The 14834-nt window shown below is 33.6% G+C and carries 11 protein-coding genes; 5 read left to right on the forward strand and 6 right to left on the reverse strand.

Annotation, left to right across the window (positions count from 1 at the left end):
* Positions 1-13: 13 nt before the first annotated feature.
* Positions 14-904: an N-acetylmuramic acid 6-phosphate etherase gene (gene murQ, locus IV86_RS03170; protein WP_002833169.1), complete on the reverse strand. Its 891-nt coding sequence runs from the start codon at positions 902-904 to the stop codon at positions 14-16.
* A 276-nt stretch (positions 905-1180) separates the two neighbouring features.
* Here murQ and IV86_RS03175 point away from each other — a divergent pair, with 276 nt between their 5' ends.
* Both IV86_RS03175 and IV86_RS03180 read left to right on the forward strand, forming a co-directional pair.
* Positions 1181-2941 carry a CocE/NonD family hydrolase gene (locus tag IV86_RS03175; RefSeq protein WP_002833170.1) on the forward strand — a complete coding sequence of 587 codons (1761 nt, stop codon included), beginning with the start codon at positions 1181-1183 and terminating at the stop codon, positions 2939-2941.
* Positions 2942-3014: 73 nt separating this feature from the next.
* On the forward strand, positions 3015-3920 hold the full coding sequence (locus IV86_RS03180) for a LysR family transcriptional regulator (protein WP_002833171.1): 906 nt from the start codon (positions 3015-3017) through the stop codon (positions 3918-3920).
* Positions 3921-4355: 435 nt separating this feature from the next.
* Here IV86_RS03180 and IV86_RS03185 read toward each other — a convergent pair whose 3' ends face one another.
* The gene (locus IV86_RS03185) at positions 4356-4808 is read right to left on the reverse strand and encodes a MarR family winged helix-turn-helix transcriptional regulator (RefSeq protein WP_002833172.1); all 453 of its coding nucleotides are present in this window, start codon (positions 4806-4808) and stop codon (positions 4356-4358) included.
* Between the two features lie 93 nt (positions 4809-4901).
* On the opposite strand from IV86_RS03185, the gene IV86_RS03190 reads away from it, so the two are divergent.
* A complete protein-coding gene (locus IV86_RS03190; RefSeq protein ID WP_056979352.1) occupies positions 4902-5501 on the forward strand; it encodes an NAD(P)H-dependent oxidoreductase in 600 nt (199 codons plus the stop codon).
* Between the two features lie 167 nt (positions 5502-5668).
* Here IV86_RS03190 and IV86_RS03195 read toward each other — a convergent pair whose 3' ends face one another.
* The 3 genes from IV86_RS03195 to IV86_RS03205 all read right to left on the reverse strand — a co-directional run bounded on the left by IV86_RS03195 (position 5669) and on the right by IV86_RS03205 (position 10691).
* Complete coding sequence (locus IV86_RS03195; RefSeq protein WP_162259781.1) at positions 5669-8722, reverse strand: mucin-binding protein; 3054 nt, start codon at positions 8720-8722, stop codon at positions 5669-5671.
* A gap of 507 nt (positions 8723-9229) precedes the next feature.
* Entirely contained in the window at positions 9230-10075 is an 846-nt protein-coding gene (locus tag IV86_RS03200) for an Rgg/GadR/MutR family transcriptional regulator (RefSeq protein WP_002833176.1), read from the reverse strand.
* 190 nt (positions 10076-10265) lie between these two features.
* The gene (locus tag IV86_RS03205; RefSeq protein WP_002833178.1) at positions 10266-10691 is read right to left on the reverse strand and encodes a nucleoside-diphosphate kinase; all 426 of its coding nucleotides are present in this window, start codon (positions 10689-10691) and stop codon (positions 10266-10268) included.
* A gap of 156 nt (positions 10692-10847) precedes the next feature.
* Between IV86_RS03205 and IV86_RS03210 the strand changes: the two genes are divergently transcribed.
* Complete coding sequence (locus tag IV86_RS03210) at positions 10848-11303, forward strand: GNAT family N-acetyltransferase (protein ID WP_002833179.1); 456 nt, start codon at positions 10848-10850, stop codon at positions 11301-11303.
* A gap of 140 nt (positions 11304-11443) precedes the next feature.
* A complete protein-coding gene (locus IV86_RS03215) occupies positions 11444-12997 on the forward strand; it encodes an APC family permease (protein WP_002833180.1) in 1554 nt (517 codons plus the stop codon).
* A gap of 868 nt (positions 12998-13865) precedes the next feature.
* On the opposite strand, the gene IV86_RS03220 is transcribed toward IV86_RS03215, so the two are convergent.
* A complete protein-coding gene (locus tag IV86_RS03220; protein ID WP_002833182.1) occupies positions 13866-14762 on the reverse strand; it encodes a helix-turn-helix domain-containing protein in 897 nt (298 codons plus the stop codon).
* Positions 14763-14834: the final 72 nt, after the last annotated feature.

Below are 14834 nucleotides of genomic sequence, written 5' to 3' on the forward strand. Positions count from 1 at the left end.
TCTCACCCCCACTTTATATTGTCTTTCTAACAAAACCTTTTGCTACCTGTAGCCTCTTTTTTGCTTCATTTAAGTCAACATTAGTTAAGATCATAACAATAGCCAACTTCACATCTTTACCCGCCTTTTCAAACATATCATTCGCTACTGTATAACTGACATCCGTTGCTTCCATAATAATATGTTTTGAACGTTCCACTAATTTAGCATTGGTGGGTTTCACATCTACCATCAAGTTCTTATAAACTTTTCCAATCCCAACCATTGAGGCTGTAGATAGCATGTTTAACACAAGTTTTTGGGCTGTCCCTGATTTTAAACGCGTTGAACCGGTTAAAATCTCAGGGCCTACTGCTATTTCAATGTTAATATCAGCATGTTTACTAATTTTAGCGTGATCATTACAAGCTAGACTAATCGTTGCTGCACCAACCTTTTTGGCATAATCTAATCCACCAATGACATATGGTGTTCGTCCACTTGCAGCAATTCCAACGACAATATCTTTATTAGTTAAGTTTTGAGATTGCAAATCCCTAGCACCTAGCTCTAGTGAATCTTCAGCTCCTTCTACAGCAATTGTCATAGCTTTCATTCCACCTGCAATCAAACCTTGAACCATCTTAGGATTTATTCCAAAAGTTGGTACACACTCTGCAGCATCTAGAACACCTAGTCGACCACTTGTCCCAGCACCAATGTAGAATAAACGCCCTTTTTTGTTAAAGCTAAGGATAATCTGTTCGACAGCTTGTGTAATATCTGGTAACACCTTACCAACTCTTTGAGCTACCTTTTGATCTTCAGAATTCATTATTTTTAATATTTCTGCTGTAGATAGCTCGTCTAAATTCATGGTTTCCTCATTACGAGTTTCCGTTGTTAAATCACTTAAATTAATCATGCTGCTCCTCCTTGTATGCGCTTTCATTTACAGTTATATTTTATAATAAAAGAAATAATATTTCAAATAAATATTTTATTATTCTATTTTTAAGAAATTTGATTTCTTAAAGCTATTAAAAGTACTAACATATTAATCAAACTTGATATTCATTTTTCAAATATCACAACCTAGTCCCTTCTAAACTTGTAAATATGATAGTGTACAGAAGTTCTCCCCCCTCATATACTTTAGTTTGTTAAATCAAACTTACTAAAAATATTTGGAGGTAAAGTTATGACTGTTGATGTTACAAAAGAAATGCAATTTAGTGATGCTTTTGCATATATTGATGATGGTGTAGAACATGGTGTCCTTAGCCCATTTGAAACCAAAGAATTAATCCTAAAGAAAGGCGAAAAAATCGCCGAAGGATTTAAACCACTTGATACTGATATCAAAATGTTAAAAGATATCCCTGTTAAATTACGAGATGGAGTAACCATCTATACCGATATTTATTTACCAATTACAAATGACAAAGTTCCTACCTTAATTGCTTGGAGCCCTTACGGTAAAAGCGCTGGAACTGCACCAAGGTATAAAAATCTTTTTAACATGCTTGGAATGGGTAATCAATGGAATTCTGGATTGACTAAATTTGAGGCACCTGATCCAGCCTACTGGACTCGTCATGGATATGCAGTGGCTAACCCAGATATGCGTGGAATCGCTCATAGCGAAGGAAATACAACGATGCTTGGTTCACAAGAAGCTCAGGATGGTTATGATTTAATTGAATGGATTGCCCAACAAGATTGGTCCAACGGTAAGACGGCCCTAACTGGTACTTCCTATTTAGCTTGGTCACAATGGTTTATTGCTGCTGAAAGACCACCACATTTAACTGCAATTAATCCTACCGAAGGTTTATCAGATGCATATCGTGACTTGGCCTTTATCGGAGGAATTCCTGACAAAAACTTTATTGAACGCTTAGCCGTAAATCATGTCAGTGCAAATGATGCCAAACGTGAGGATTTAGCTAAAGAAATGGATGCTGATCCGTTAGTTACGGCTCCCGTTTGGCAAGACAAAATTGCAGATACCAGCAAAATTGAAGTTCCCGCTTTTGTGATTGGCAGTTATTCCAACACATTGCATACCATGGGAACATTCCGAGCTTGGCGCACCTTAGGATCTAAAGATAAATGGCTCAGAATTCATGATCGTCAAGAATGGCCTTATTATTACGATAAAAATAATACGGAAGAACTTCGTCGTTTCTTTGACCACTATTTACTTGGCAAAGATAATGGATGGGAAAATACAGCTCCCGTTCGCTACACTACCATTGGTTTTCAAGGCAAAAATGAGACAGATATTCCAGCAACTAGCTTTCCACCAGCTGGTGTGAATAACCAACCATTTTATCTCAATCCCTTAACTCGGACTTTGCAAGAAAAGCCTTTGTCACAGGCTGCCACAGTGCAGTATGTAGCTAACGACAATCCTGGACGTGTCTCATTTTTAACCACTTTCGATGCGCCGGTCACGATGGTCGGTTATCCTAAGGCAAAGCTATTCATGGAAGTCGACGGTTACGATGATATGGATATCTTTATCATGGTACAAAAATTAGACAAATACAGTAATGTGTTAAGTGAGTTCGTTGTACCTAATCACGGTGCAGCCCTCCAAGACTTTACTCAAGAAGGTGCCTCAGCCCTCCGCTATAAAGGAGTCTGGGGCCGTCTACGAGCTTCGATGCGTCATTTAGATGATAAGATGAGCACGGATGAGATTCCTGCATATTCATTCGATCGCGTTGAAAAGTTGGCACCAAAAGAAGTTGTCCAATTAGATATTGTTTTAAGCCCAATGGGGATGACTTTTGCTCCTGGCGAATCGTTACGTTTTGTAATCAGTTCCAAGAATGAATTAGGTTCTGTTATGCCAGGGACTCCTGGTGCTACCCCTGACAATCAAGGTATCCATATCCTTCATACTGGTGGCGAATATGATTCCTATTTACAATTACCTATCTTAAAAAAATAGAAAAGAATTTAGTTGCTTAACTAAAGGATTTGTAGTATTAATGACTATAAATCCTTTTTTGATTGGAGTCACAATGAATTTAACAACATTAGAATACTTCGTTCAAGTAGCAACAGAAGGAAGCCTAACTAAGGCTGCTGATAAACTTTTTATTTCTCAACCTACTTTAAGCCGTCACATGAAAAATTTGGAAGCTGAATTAAATACTCAACTATTTGTTCGTCAAAGTCATTCTCTAAAACTCACCGAAAATGGGATTACTTTTTTAAAAGCTACGACAAAAGTAATCCAAGACGTAGATGCATTAAAACATTTCTTTGATCAACACCAAACAGCTAGCAATCCAACTCACTACCTTAATGTGGGCTATTTAGAAAATTTTCGTTTAGAAAAAATGTATGCAGTCCTGGACCGAATTAGTCATGAGAATAATATTCAGTTCTCGCTCTTTCCAGACACCCCAACTAATTTATCCAAAGGTTTATCTTCTGGTAAATATGACTTGATTTACTCTTTAAGACCCTATACCACTGACAACGTATTGTTTAAAAGCACGGATTTTTTAGAAAATCATCTTCAGATTGCATTACCAATTAATCATCCTTTAGCCGCGAAACCACAGCTTTCGTTTTCCGATTTAAAAAATGAAACTTTTATTTTATTAGATCGAGATAAATCACCAATTATTGTCGACAATGTGTTAAGTCAAGGAATCAAAAATGGCTACAATTTAAAAGCAAATTATTATGTTAAAAATTTAAGTCAGGGACTTTCAATGACAGCATTGGGAAATGGATTAGCCTTCCTATATTCTGCAATGAATGACGGCCAATTGGAAAAACAATACCGTATTAAAATTAAAGATTTAACCGATAATTTTGGTAATCAAAATATTGTGATCGCAATGAAACGTTCCGTAGATAATGCATTGATTGGATCTATTTTCGAAAAAATAATCGATACTAAAAAAAATAGATAAGCTAGTTAACTAGCTTATCTATTTTTGTATTTTCACAATAAAAAGTCATGCTCTAGCTCTAAAAGGTTTAGTTATTTATGAAAACTCTTACTTCCTAAACCATTCGTTTCTGACTGGCAAAAACTTTAACATCTGAATTTTCTCATTCCCATAACGTACTTTTATTTTTAAAATATGATCCATCCTTCGATTGGAAACCTCTAAGTATTCATTTTTTCCTAAAATATTATTTTCTTCTTTTTTAATACCAGATTAAATGTTAACTTTCCGTGATACTGATTTTGCTGATCTAGCTGTTTTAGTTTCTCTCAGGCATAATAGTATTTTGATCAGCAATCTTTCTAAAGATTAAGAATTTCGCTACTTACAAAAAAACTTATTACGTTTGTTAATTATCTCTAAAAAAACTGAGACTAAACAACATAATAAGCTTTTTTAATCCAATTGGTTTCGGGCTGCGTTGATTTTTTTCAATACACTAACGGTGATTCTAATATCTTGTTCAGTGAATTGATCTAGTGCTTGTTCTAAGCGTTGTTCTAGTTCTTGATGAAATTGGTGATGAATAGCCTCTACTTTCCGACCTAGATTGGTAAGTCGCAAATACGTATCCTTTTGATTTCCTTTCATATGATATTTTTCAACAAATCCATATTCAACAAGTCGATTGACCAGTTTAGATATAGCCCCTTGAGTCATATTTATATACCGCAATAAATCATTAATTTTTAAATTATAATCGGCAATCCATGCAATCACATCTAGTTCTATAATGGAAAGTTTATTCAGGTTCTCTATATCATTGTGGCTACCAATTAATTCTTTAATGGACCTTTCATTAGAATGTTCGCGGTAATTTTTTAGTTCCTTAGCTAGTTCTTCATTCATTTATATTCCTCGACATATATATTGACTTTATAAATTTTGGTGCTATATTAAATATATTCCAAAGAATATAAAAACACAAGAAAAGAGCATATTATGAAAAAAATAACAATTGTTTTTGATCACCCATATGGAAAAGAAGCTGGTTACAATGAACCACATAACCGTTCCTTTACTTCTGCTCTACTAGTTGCTGTGATACAGGCGTTAGAAAAACAAAGCGCTCAAGTAGATTTAATTGACCTACACCAAGATCAATTTAATCCTTTAATGACTAAAACTGATTTACTTAATTGGCGAACTCACCCTTTCGTTGATACTCAAAGTCAAAACTACTTCGAAAGGCTCCAAAATTCAGATGAAATCATTATGTTATTTCCAATTTGGTGGGAAATGATGCCTGCAATGACCAAGGGTTTTATTGATAAGGTATTTGCCAAAGGACAAATCCAAGAACATCGTGGTATTACGCGACGACTATTTTCATCGAACACCAAAGTTAGAGTTCTTACGGTATCTGGTGCTCCAACCTGGATATACAAAGTTCTCTATGGGAATCCTGTTGGTCGCATGTTAAAACGTGGCGTTTTTAGAAAGTCTGGTGTTAAAAATTTTAAATGGCATAATTTTAATGCCGAAGACGTTTCTCCTAAGGCTCGTGCTAAAATGCTTAGTTCAGTAGCTAAATATATTTAAATTACCTTTTCCCAATTAAAGACTAAATTATTTTTGATCAATATTAAGTTTTGATATTGGAAAACAAAACTCCTATTTATTAATAAATAGGAGTTTTTATGTGTCACTAAAAATTTCTATATTTAATGTTCAATAGTCACTACACCATAAGTTTCTATTTCTTAGGTTTACTTCCTTTTTAAAATCGTGATTATCGTAGATAGAATTAACAGCGGTACTAGTAAAAAATATACAAATTTGTTTGATTTCTTCTCTCCAGTTTGAGGAAGTTTTTGATATTTTTTAATTACACGCTTTTGACAGACTGGGTTTTGCTTTTTTATTTCATCACCTGATTTTATCAGCGTATTTAGTTTAAACTTGGTTTTATGTGTAGACTCAACTTTCTGCCTGTCATGATGAGGTTTAAGGCTTATTTTTTTTGTGTGACTCTTTTCAGTGTTAATCCTTACCCCTCGATTTGGGTGAATCACCCTTACTAGAATTATTTTAATTTGTTTAAACTTCTTTGGAGAATTGCCACCAACCACCTCATTTTGTTTGTTGGCTTGATATACCACCGTTTTTTCAACGTCTTGATGGTAACTATTAATATTATTAATCGCCCTAACAATCTCAGGGATTGGTGTATATCCCTCTATGATTGGTGAAACCACACTCCTAAAATTAGTACCGTCAACCGCTTGCCATACTCCATAATATTTTTGACCCGTGACCTGATCAATTTTTACAATTCGTCTAAAACTAAGTTTATTTTTATATGTTGGCTCAGCTAATTGGCCGTCATCATATTGATAATAAATTACTTCTTTTACCGCACGTTGTTCAAAATCCATTTTTTCTCCATGTTTTAGATGTACTTCATACATTTTTATTAGCTTATCTTGGTCGTAAAACACCCCATTTTGGGGATAATCATCACTAACCAACTCGTAGCCTGCCCACTTGTATTGATTAATCGCATCGACTGTTCGATAACTATCTCGAGTGCGATAAGCTCCATTTAGTTCTTTTTCGCTTAATTTTTTTCGAGTTGTATCATCATAGTATGTTACTTGAGCTTTTTCGTCGTTAATTTTGTATACTACCGTTTCTTCTATATCTTTATGGCTGCCATCAATGTTATTGATAGTTTCAATTGCCTCAAGAGTTGGCGTATAACCAATAATTTTCGGAGAATCTATTTTTTTAAAGTACGTTCCATCAATTGCTTGCCAATTTCCATAGCGTTTCTGCTTTGTTACTTGATCAAACTTGATAATTCGTTTGAAATCAAGTTCGTTTTCATATATTGGTCCAGCAGGTTGACCGTTATCATATAGATAATGAATCACTTCCTTTACAGTACTTTTTTCTAGTTGCTTAATGATTTTATGTTTTAAATGAATTTCATATACTCGAACTAATTTATCTTGACTATAGTTTGCTCCATTCTTAGGGTAGTCATCACTCACCAACTCATAACCCATTTGTTTATAATGCTGAATTGTATTAGCCGTTCGATAAACATCTCGACTACCATAAGCACCATGTAGAAATTGCTCACTTAGTTTTCGCCCTGTCGTATCATCGAAATATTTCACTTGAGCTTTTTCGTCGTTAGCTTTGTAAACTACTATTTTTTCGATATTTTTATGATTTTCGTTAATATTAGTAATTTCATCGATCAATTTTGGTATAGCGGTATAGCCTTTTATATACGGAGAAACTACTCTTTTAAAACTAGTTCCATCAACCGCCTGCCAATTCTTATAATTTCTTTGTTTTGTAACTTGATCAGTTTCTACCTTCCGTTCAAAATTAAGTACATTTTGGTATATCGGTCTGGCTAATTGACCATTATCATAGCGATAATGAACGGTTTCTTTCACATTCCGTTTTTCAAAATCAGACTCTATTCCATGCTTAAAATGAACTTCGTATATTTGATCGGTTCTATCGTCAGTATCAAAAGTAGTTCCCGTTACAAAATTATCACTAACTAATTGATAACCTTGTTTTAAATAATCTTGGATGTCTGCTCTTGTAGAGTACTTCATCGTTTTACCACCCTGGCCAGTTAGTACACGGACTCTCATGTTAGTTCCAGTATTATCATCAATATACTTAATAAATGCTTTTTGAATTGACGTATATTCCATGGAGTCAATTTTAAAAAATTGTTTAGTAGGTAATACGCCTGTGGATGAAGCGATAGTAAAGTAATAGACGGGATCTTTAGCATCATAATCAAATTTTTTCTTAAAAATAACATCCCCCGTTGGGGTCGAAAGAATCACCTTAAATTCTTTCGTACGAGCTGTATATATCATTTTTATAGCGTGGTATTTATTATCTTCGATAATTTTTGGTAAAGGCCGTACACTGTCTTTATCAATGGTCCCTTGACCATTTTTATTAGTAGTTACCATCGCACCATATGGATCGGGAAAAGCATCATCAGCTTCACCCTGTAAGCGCCTGGTAGTGTTACCAAACTTAAACGATCTACCCACGTTATGCCATGTGTCAGCTTTCCATCCAAAAGCATTAGTCACTCCATAGATACCCAAATTCCCACCGCTTCCACCAATTTGGTTACGGGTTCCTTTGTAAAAAACGATCCCAATTCCGTCTGCGATTCCCTTTAAAACTCTAAAAACATTCCTTACTTTCGTTTCTTTTCCTAAATTAATTGCACCATCAATTCTAAAATTGTGCCTAAGGTCTATTCCTCCTTTAAAAGTGATATTGCCACTTTGCCATGAACCTGTAGTAAGCTTTTGCTCACCGGTTATTGGATTGTAGTTACCTTTGGCACTCCCATTCTGATTAAAGTAATCTTTAAAATTATCTTTGTTTACATACACATTATCCTGTAAATCTGTTTTATCATTTGGTTTCACTTTAATTTCACTGTTTATAAAATTTGTATTTTTAATAGTACCTTGATTTTCATGACTTTTCTTAGGAGTTATTAGAGCTCTGTTCTTCACTTTTGTATTTTTTAGTGACCAACCGTCCTTAATAGTTTTTGGATCGACAATCCGATTTTGATTTTTTTTAAGTAGCCTTGAAGCTTGGTTACTATCTGCTCTTTTATTAGTATCATTGGATTTTGATGCTTGACTATGAGTCTCTGTTTTTACATCAACACCCACTTCCTTAGTGGTTTTACCATTCTTAGTTAGCTCTAATAACTGATTTGTTTTTAAAGAATCAGCATTTTTATAAGTATTCACTTTTCCAATCTCGGAAGCCTGAGCTGCATCTGCATGCTGTAGATAACTCATACCAAGCCCTAACATAGCTAAATTGATCAATGTTAAGATCCTCTTAGGTTCGAGACGTGGACAATATTTCTTTTTATTGAACGTTTTACCAAACTTTGCAGTCAATCTAAGTCACTCCAATTTAATTTTAAATTTAAAAACATTATTCATTACTAATCGCATTATTCTAAACAAATGCGTCTATGGCTATCCTCCCCTCATTAAAGGTTTAAAATTTCATAATGTGCTTCTGATTTTAATTTAGGGTATTAACTGATTGTAACTATATTTCTTTTTAGGATATTATGGCCCTTAAACGGGACATATTTTTTATATCTAAAGATTATCTGCATAATTTAACTGGGGGGATTAGTATGGAATATGTTCTTTTCTTTTTATTTTTCTAAAAAACGACCGTGCAGGCATTAAAAATTAGTCTACACGGTCGTTTTAAATGATTATTTTTGATTTTTAACATTATAATTTTGCAATGGCATTTTTAAAAATCCTTTTTTGCTCCTCCATTTGTAGTACATCTAAAATAAAATATAATTTGTTAAATTCTTTGTTATACTCTATTTCAGAATAACCTTCTAATTTTTTTCTGATACCCTTAAAAAAAAGTAACAAAATCCTTTCATACACGTGCTCTTCTTTCACTTGAAACTCTTCTAGTTTTGAAATATAGTATAGCGCCAAAGTTGGTTCCTGCTGGTATAAAAGAGAGATAATGGCGTTGCTTAAAAGTCTAAACCCTTCAACTACTTGTGGGTTAAGATCATCCAATTCATGGACATGCTTTAATGCATTACTCAATAGGATGCTCAAAGTTTCTGGTTCAATATAAAATAGAGAATTATTGAACAAAATGATTTCATATCTAGTCCAAGAAGACGTGTTAATCAAGTATCGATATAAAATATTCTGGTTCATATCCAGTTTATAGTGATTTAAACGAGCAATCAAAATCTCACAAAGTCCGATTAAATGCTGATATTCAGTGTTATGAATTTTTGAATATTCACTTTCCAAAATTTTAATAATTCCTTTTAAAGCATTAGCATCACGCTTGTTAAAAAATTTTTTAATTCTGGATAGATAAATATTTATATCTTTAGGTACGTATCCCCTATCAATATATTCAAGCTCAGTTAAAGTTACGTGTAAACGTTTCAGTAGCTCGATGAAGTAATGGCTGTGAATGTCGGCTTTTCCAGCAGCAAAACGATTATAGCTGGATTTAGACATATTATCCCGGATGAGATCATTGACTGTTAAATTTTTTTCTTTTCTAATTTTTGCAATTGTCTTACTCAAAACCATGTTCAATTAGACCCCCTTTTCTAATGACTAATAAATATAAACTGATGAACAGACTTAGTAAAGGAAGTTTAATTATCTAATTTTATTTATTACTCTCGCTACTGAAAAATAATGAGCTCTTATATAAAAAAACTAGCCAATCAGTCATCGATTAACTAGTTTCTGTAATTTACTTTTTTATAAACACATCTTAGTTTAATTCTGGAAACCAAATTTTGATTTCTTTTTCAGCATTTTCAATGCTATCAGAACTGTGCACCACATTACGTAGTAAACCGTCTGGCCACTCCCGTCCCAGGTCTCCACGAATGGTTCCGAAAGCAGCTTCCGACGGATCTGTAGCACCTGCCATCCGATGAAAAACATCAATAACATGAGTTCCACTGGCAATCATCGCCACGATTTTGCCTTCTAACATATATGTTTCGATTTCCTTAAAGAATGGTTTATTAACTAATTTTTCATAATGTTGCTGCAACTGTGCTTCCGTCGCTTGGGTAACTTTAAGCGCATCAATTGAATATCCTTTCAGTTCTAAACGTGTAATTACTTCCCCAATATGCCCTAAACTAACACCATCTGGTTTAATTAAAATTAAAATTCGTTCTTGTTCCATCAAAAACTCCTCCATTTCATGTATAGGCTTAGTGTTATTGTACTAAATATATATACGATAAACACTGTAATATGATCCAAAATCATTTTTACTTAGATTTAATTTAAATGAATCCGTATGATACCATTTAAACATACTAGAAATGGAGCTCTAACAATGAAAGGAGATGTTATTATTTTAAACGCAAATACTGCTACTAAATCCGATTACCCTTTAATTCTCAAAATTTGGGAAGCATCCGTTAGAAAAACTCACCACTTTTTGAAAGAATCAGATTTACTTTTTTACAAGGAAATCATTCCACAGGCTTTGGATTCAGTAAATTTAATCGTCTGGAAAAATCAAAATCATAAAGTGGTTGGTTTTAGTGGTATCGATAAAGACGAGCTTGTCATGTTATTTTTAGACCCCCAATTTATTGGCCAAGGTTACGGTAGAGAAATATTGTCTACTTTAGTACGCAAATATGATATTAAAAGAATCGATGTAAACTCGCAAAATGTGCAAGCAAAACGTTTCTATCTAAAAAATAACTTTAAAATTGATTCAGAAGATCCAGTCGATGGTTTTGGTAAACCTTACCCTATCACCCATTTAATTAGATCCATATAAGCGATTAAATTTTAAATAAAAATATGGAACGTCCTATACCAATTTGATTTATTTACACAAATACGTTAGTATTTACCATTATTAATCAAAAATTAAGGAGGATATTTTTTATTAAAAAACTAAATCTTTTTCAACTGGTAATGCTTGGGCTTGGTTCTCTAATTGGTTCGGGGTGGCTTTTTGGATCAATGGAGGCCGCTTCAGTAGCTGGTCCAGCGGCAATTTTTTCTTGGATAATTGGATTTGTTGTGATTGGTGTAATTGCCTATAACTATATTGAGTTAGGGACAATGTTTCCAGAATCTGGCGGAATGAGTAAATTTGCTCAATACAGTCACGGATCATTGGTTGGTTTTATTGCCTCTTGGGCAAATTGGATTTCTCTAATCACTCTCATCCCCATCGAAGCTGTAGCTGCGGTCCAATACATGAGTTCTTGGCCATGGGCATGGGCGAATTGGACCCATAGTTTTTTCAAAAATGGGAACATCACTACTAGTGGTCTATTAGTAGTTTTTTGTTTCATTTTAATCTTCACCTTATTAAATTATTGGTCAGTAACTCTATTAACAAGATTTACGAGTTTAATCTCCATTTTCAAAATTGCTGTACCTTTAATTACTATTATATTTTTAACTTTAAGTGGCTTTCATCCTGAAAATTACGGAAAATCACTATCGGAATTTATGCCTTACGGATCAGCTTCGATTTTCGCTGCTACTTCTGCTTCTGGGATTATTTTTTCCTTTAACGCCTTTCAAACCGTAATTAATATGGGAAATGAAGTCGAAAACCCTAAGAAAAACATTGGGCTAGGTGTAGGACTTTCACTCTCGATCAGTGCTGTACTCTACCTAGTTCTACAAAGTACTTTCATCACTTCCGTACCAACTGCACTAATTACTCAATCTGGTTGGCATGGAATTAACTTTGAATCACCCTTTGCGGATTTAGCTATCTTACTTGGGATTCATTGGTTATCAGTTTTACTTTATTTAGATGCTTTCATTTCACCCTTTGGAACTGGTGTTTCATTTGCTGCTTCAACTGGACGGGCCTTGGCCGCTATGTCAAGTAATAATCATTTTCCTAAAATTTTAGGAAGAATTAATGCTAAATATGGGATTCCTCGAGTAGCTATGGCTTTCAACGCTGTTCTAAGTATGGTAATGGTTTCGATTTTTAGATCATGGGGAACTTTAGCCAGTGTTATTTCGACTTCGACGTTAATTGCTTACCTGACTGGGCCAATCACGGTCGTATCATTGAGAAAAATGGCTTCCCGTTTCAATCGACCTGTTCGTTTAAAAGCAATTAAATTTATGGCACCATTAGCTTTCGTTTTAGCTTCTTTAGCTATTTATTGGGCCATGTGGCCAACAACAGTTGAAGTTATCTTAGTCATTTTACTAGGTTTACCAATTTTTATTTATTACGAATGGCGATTACATTGGAAAGAAACTATGAAACAACTACGTAGTAGCCTTTGGTTGATTGTATACTTAATTTTCCTTTCAGTTATGTCGTATATTGGTAGTGATAATTTTAATGGTAGAAATTTAATCCATTATCCTCTTGACTTTATAGTTATCATCATTGTGGCATTTATTTTCTACATTTGGGGAATGCGCAGTCGCATCATAACTGTTTCATTTGGTAACGCCCAAGAAGTTAATAAGCATGTTAAAAAATAATTTTCCAAATAAAAAAGGAAACCAATTCACTTACGAATTTGGTCTCCTTTTTTATTGTACTTAGAATAATCATTTATTTAGCATCTGTATTACTTATCATATAATCTAACAACTTAAACGTTACTTTTTGATTTTGGTTTGGACCGGGAAAAGCTAAGCACATTACCAGAATCATCATGTAAAGCATTATGGATTAAACTGTATTCTTCATCATTTACAACTATTAACGAATATCATCTGCCACTGATTTAAAATGAAATTGTAACCTATGATTCCCCCTGCAATATGAAGCTTTATTTTCAAATAGTTCACTATTAACTAATAATTCAGCTTCTTTTGAAATTTTAAATATTTCTTCACGCCCATTCATGATGTTCAATTTCTGAAGTAATCCAAGTATTATGACGTTCGTTATACACTATAAAATTGTACACATGAAATTGCGGCGATCAACTAATCAATACTTATTTATGTATAATAAAACCATTCATTTCATAGTTAAATTAGTTGGACCTCCAATATCACTGATAAATTAGTTTCTTCAGCGGTGAGAAGTATTCTACTGAATTGATATGAATAATAAACATAAAGTTGCATGCCTAGGAGTAATAGTTCATTTCTTAATTACTACTGGGCTTTCATTAGATGTATGTTTCAAAATGGTTAATACGCATATTTTTCCTCACCAACGGCAAATAACTTTTCACTCAGGTATCACCGCCAATTCTCTTTAATTACCCATTAATTTAGCCAAGTTGTAGAGATAAGTCCGATGTGAGTTCAAAACGTTATCATTTGAAACTAAAATTGAAATTACACTATGATTTTCAAAGAAGGGATTTTCTAAATCATAAACATGGATAATGGGCTACAATATATTTTTTTCTTGATTCCGAAAAATACGTGGCGAGCTCCCCATTACCTTCTTAAAAATTCTTGAAAAATAATACGGTTCATCATAACCTAGGCGCGTTGCAATTTGATGAACCGCTAAATTAGTATCTTTCAAATAGTAGCATGCTTGCTTCATTTTAATGTCGAGAATAAAACGATTTACACTTGTGCCAACCGTTTGTCTAAAAATTCGACTAAGATAACTTTTCGATACATCTAACACCTCAGTTAACGTAGATAAGCTAACTTTTTCTTCAAAGTGGTCATATATATATTTAACTGCTTTAGTTATATATTCATTCCCCATTGTATAAGCATCATGCGGTAGAAAGGATTGCAAAGATACATATGCCAAAGTAGCACCTAAAACTTGAGAAGAATAAAAAACGGATTGATATGAAAAACCAGCTGATAAAGCTTGGATCATTTGCCAAAATTGCGACATTAACATCTGCATATCTTCGGTGCTTGTTTTATCAATTATTAGAAAACCATTTTTCTGTAAAGCCTCTTGCGGGATATATTCATCTATAGAATTCCCAGTAAAATGCACCCAAAATATATCCCAAGGATCATCATCATTAGCATAATAAGTATGTTCCTCATTTGGAGGTAATAAAACAATTGAACCATTCTCAATTTGCCATTCCTCAGTTGCAGATTTTACAGTACCTTTACCATGGGTACAAAAAATTAGTATCCATTCTTTGGCGCCATGATTACGATGAGCAAAATGATATCTTGCCTTGGGGTAAAATCCAAGATCAGTTATATACAGCAGTTTTATTACTTCAGAAAAATTGAAATTATTCAAAATAGTTGATGGTAACACAAATAAATATTCATTTTCAAATCCATGCAATTTTTTCATAAATTGCTCCTTTTTAAAAAAGCGTTTTCATTTTCTAGTTTCGATATTATCACATAGCAAAATACCAAGCAA

Source organism: Pediococcus pentosaceus, from assembly GCF_001437285.1.
Taxonomy (GTDB): Bacteria; Bacillota; Bacilli; order Lactobacillales; family Lactobacillaceae; genus Pediococcus; species Pediococcus pentosaceus.

Coding starts and splice junctions, on each gene's coding strand:
- murQ (WP_002833169.1), bottom strand. CDS start 904: ATGATTAATTTAAGTGATTTAACAACGGAAACTCGTAATGAGGAAACC.
- IV86_RS03175 (WP_002833170.1), top strand. CDS start 1,181: ATGACTGTTGATGTTACAAAAGAAATGCAATTTAGTGATGCTTTTGCA.
- IV86_RS03180 (WP_002833171.1), top strand. CDS start 3,015: ATGAATTTAACAACATTAGAATACTTCGTTCAAGTAGCAACAGAAGGA.
- IV86_RS03185 (WP_002833172.1), bottom strand. CDS start 4,808: ATGAATGAAGAACTAGCTAAGGAACTAAAAAATTACCGCGAACATTCT.
- IV86_RS03190 (WP_056979352.1), top strand. CDS start 4,902: ATGAAAAAAATAACAATTGTTTTTGATCACCCATATGGAAAAGAAGCT.
- IV86_RS03200 (WP_002833176.1), bottom strand. CDS start 10,075: ATGGTTTTGAGTAAGACAATTGCAAAAATTAGAAAAGAAAAAAATTTA.
- IV86_RS03205 (WP_002833178.1), bottom strand. CDS start 10,691: ATGGAACAAGAACGAATTTTAATTTTAATTAAACCAGATGGTGTTAGT.
- IV86_RS03210 (WP_002833179.1), top strand. CDS start 10,848: ATGAAAGGAGATGTTATTATTTTAAACGCAAATACTGCTACTAAATCC.
- IV86_RS03215 (WP_002833180.1), top strand. CDS start 11,444: ATGCTTGGGCTTGGTTCTCTAATTGGTTCGGGGTGGCTTTTTGGATCA.
- IV86_RS03220 (WP_002833182.1), bottom strand. CDS start 14,762: ATGAAAAAATTGCATGGATTTGAAAATGAATATTTATTTGTGTTACCA.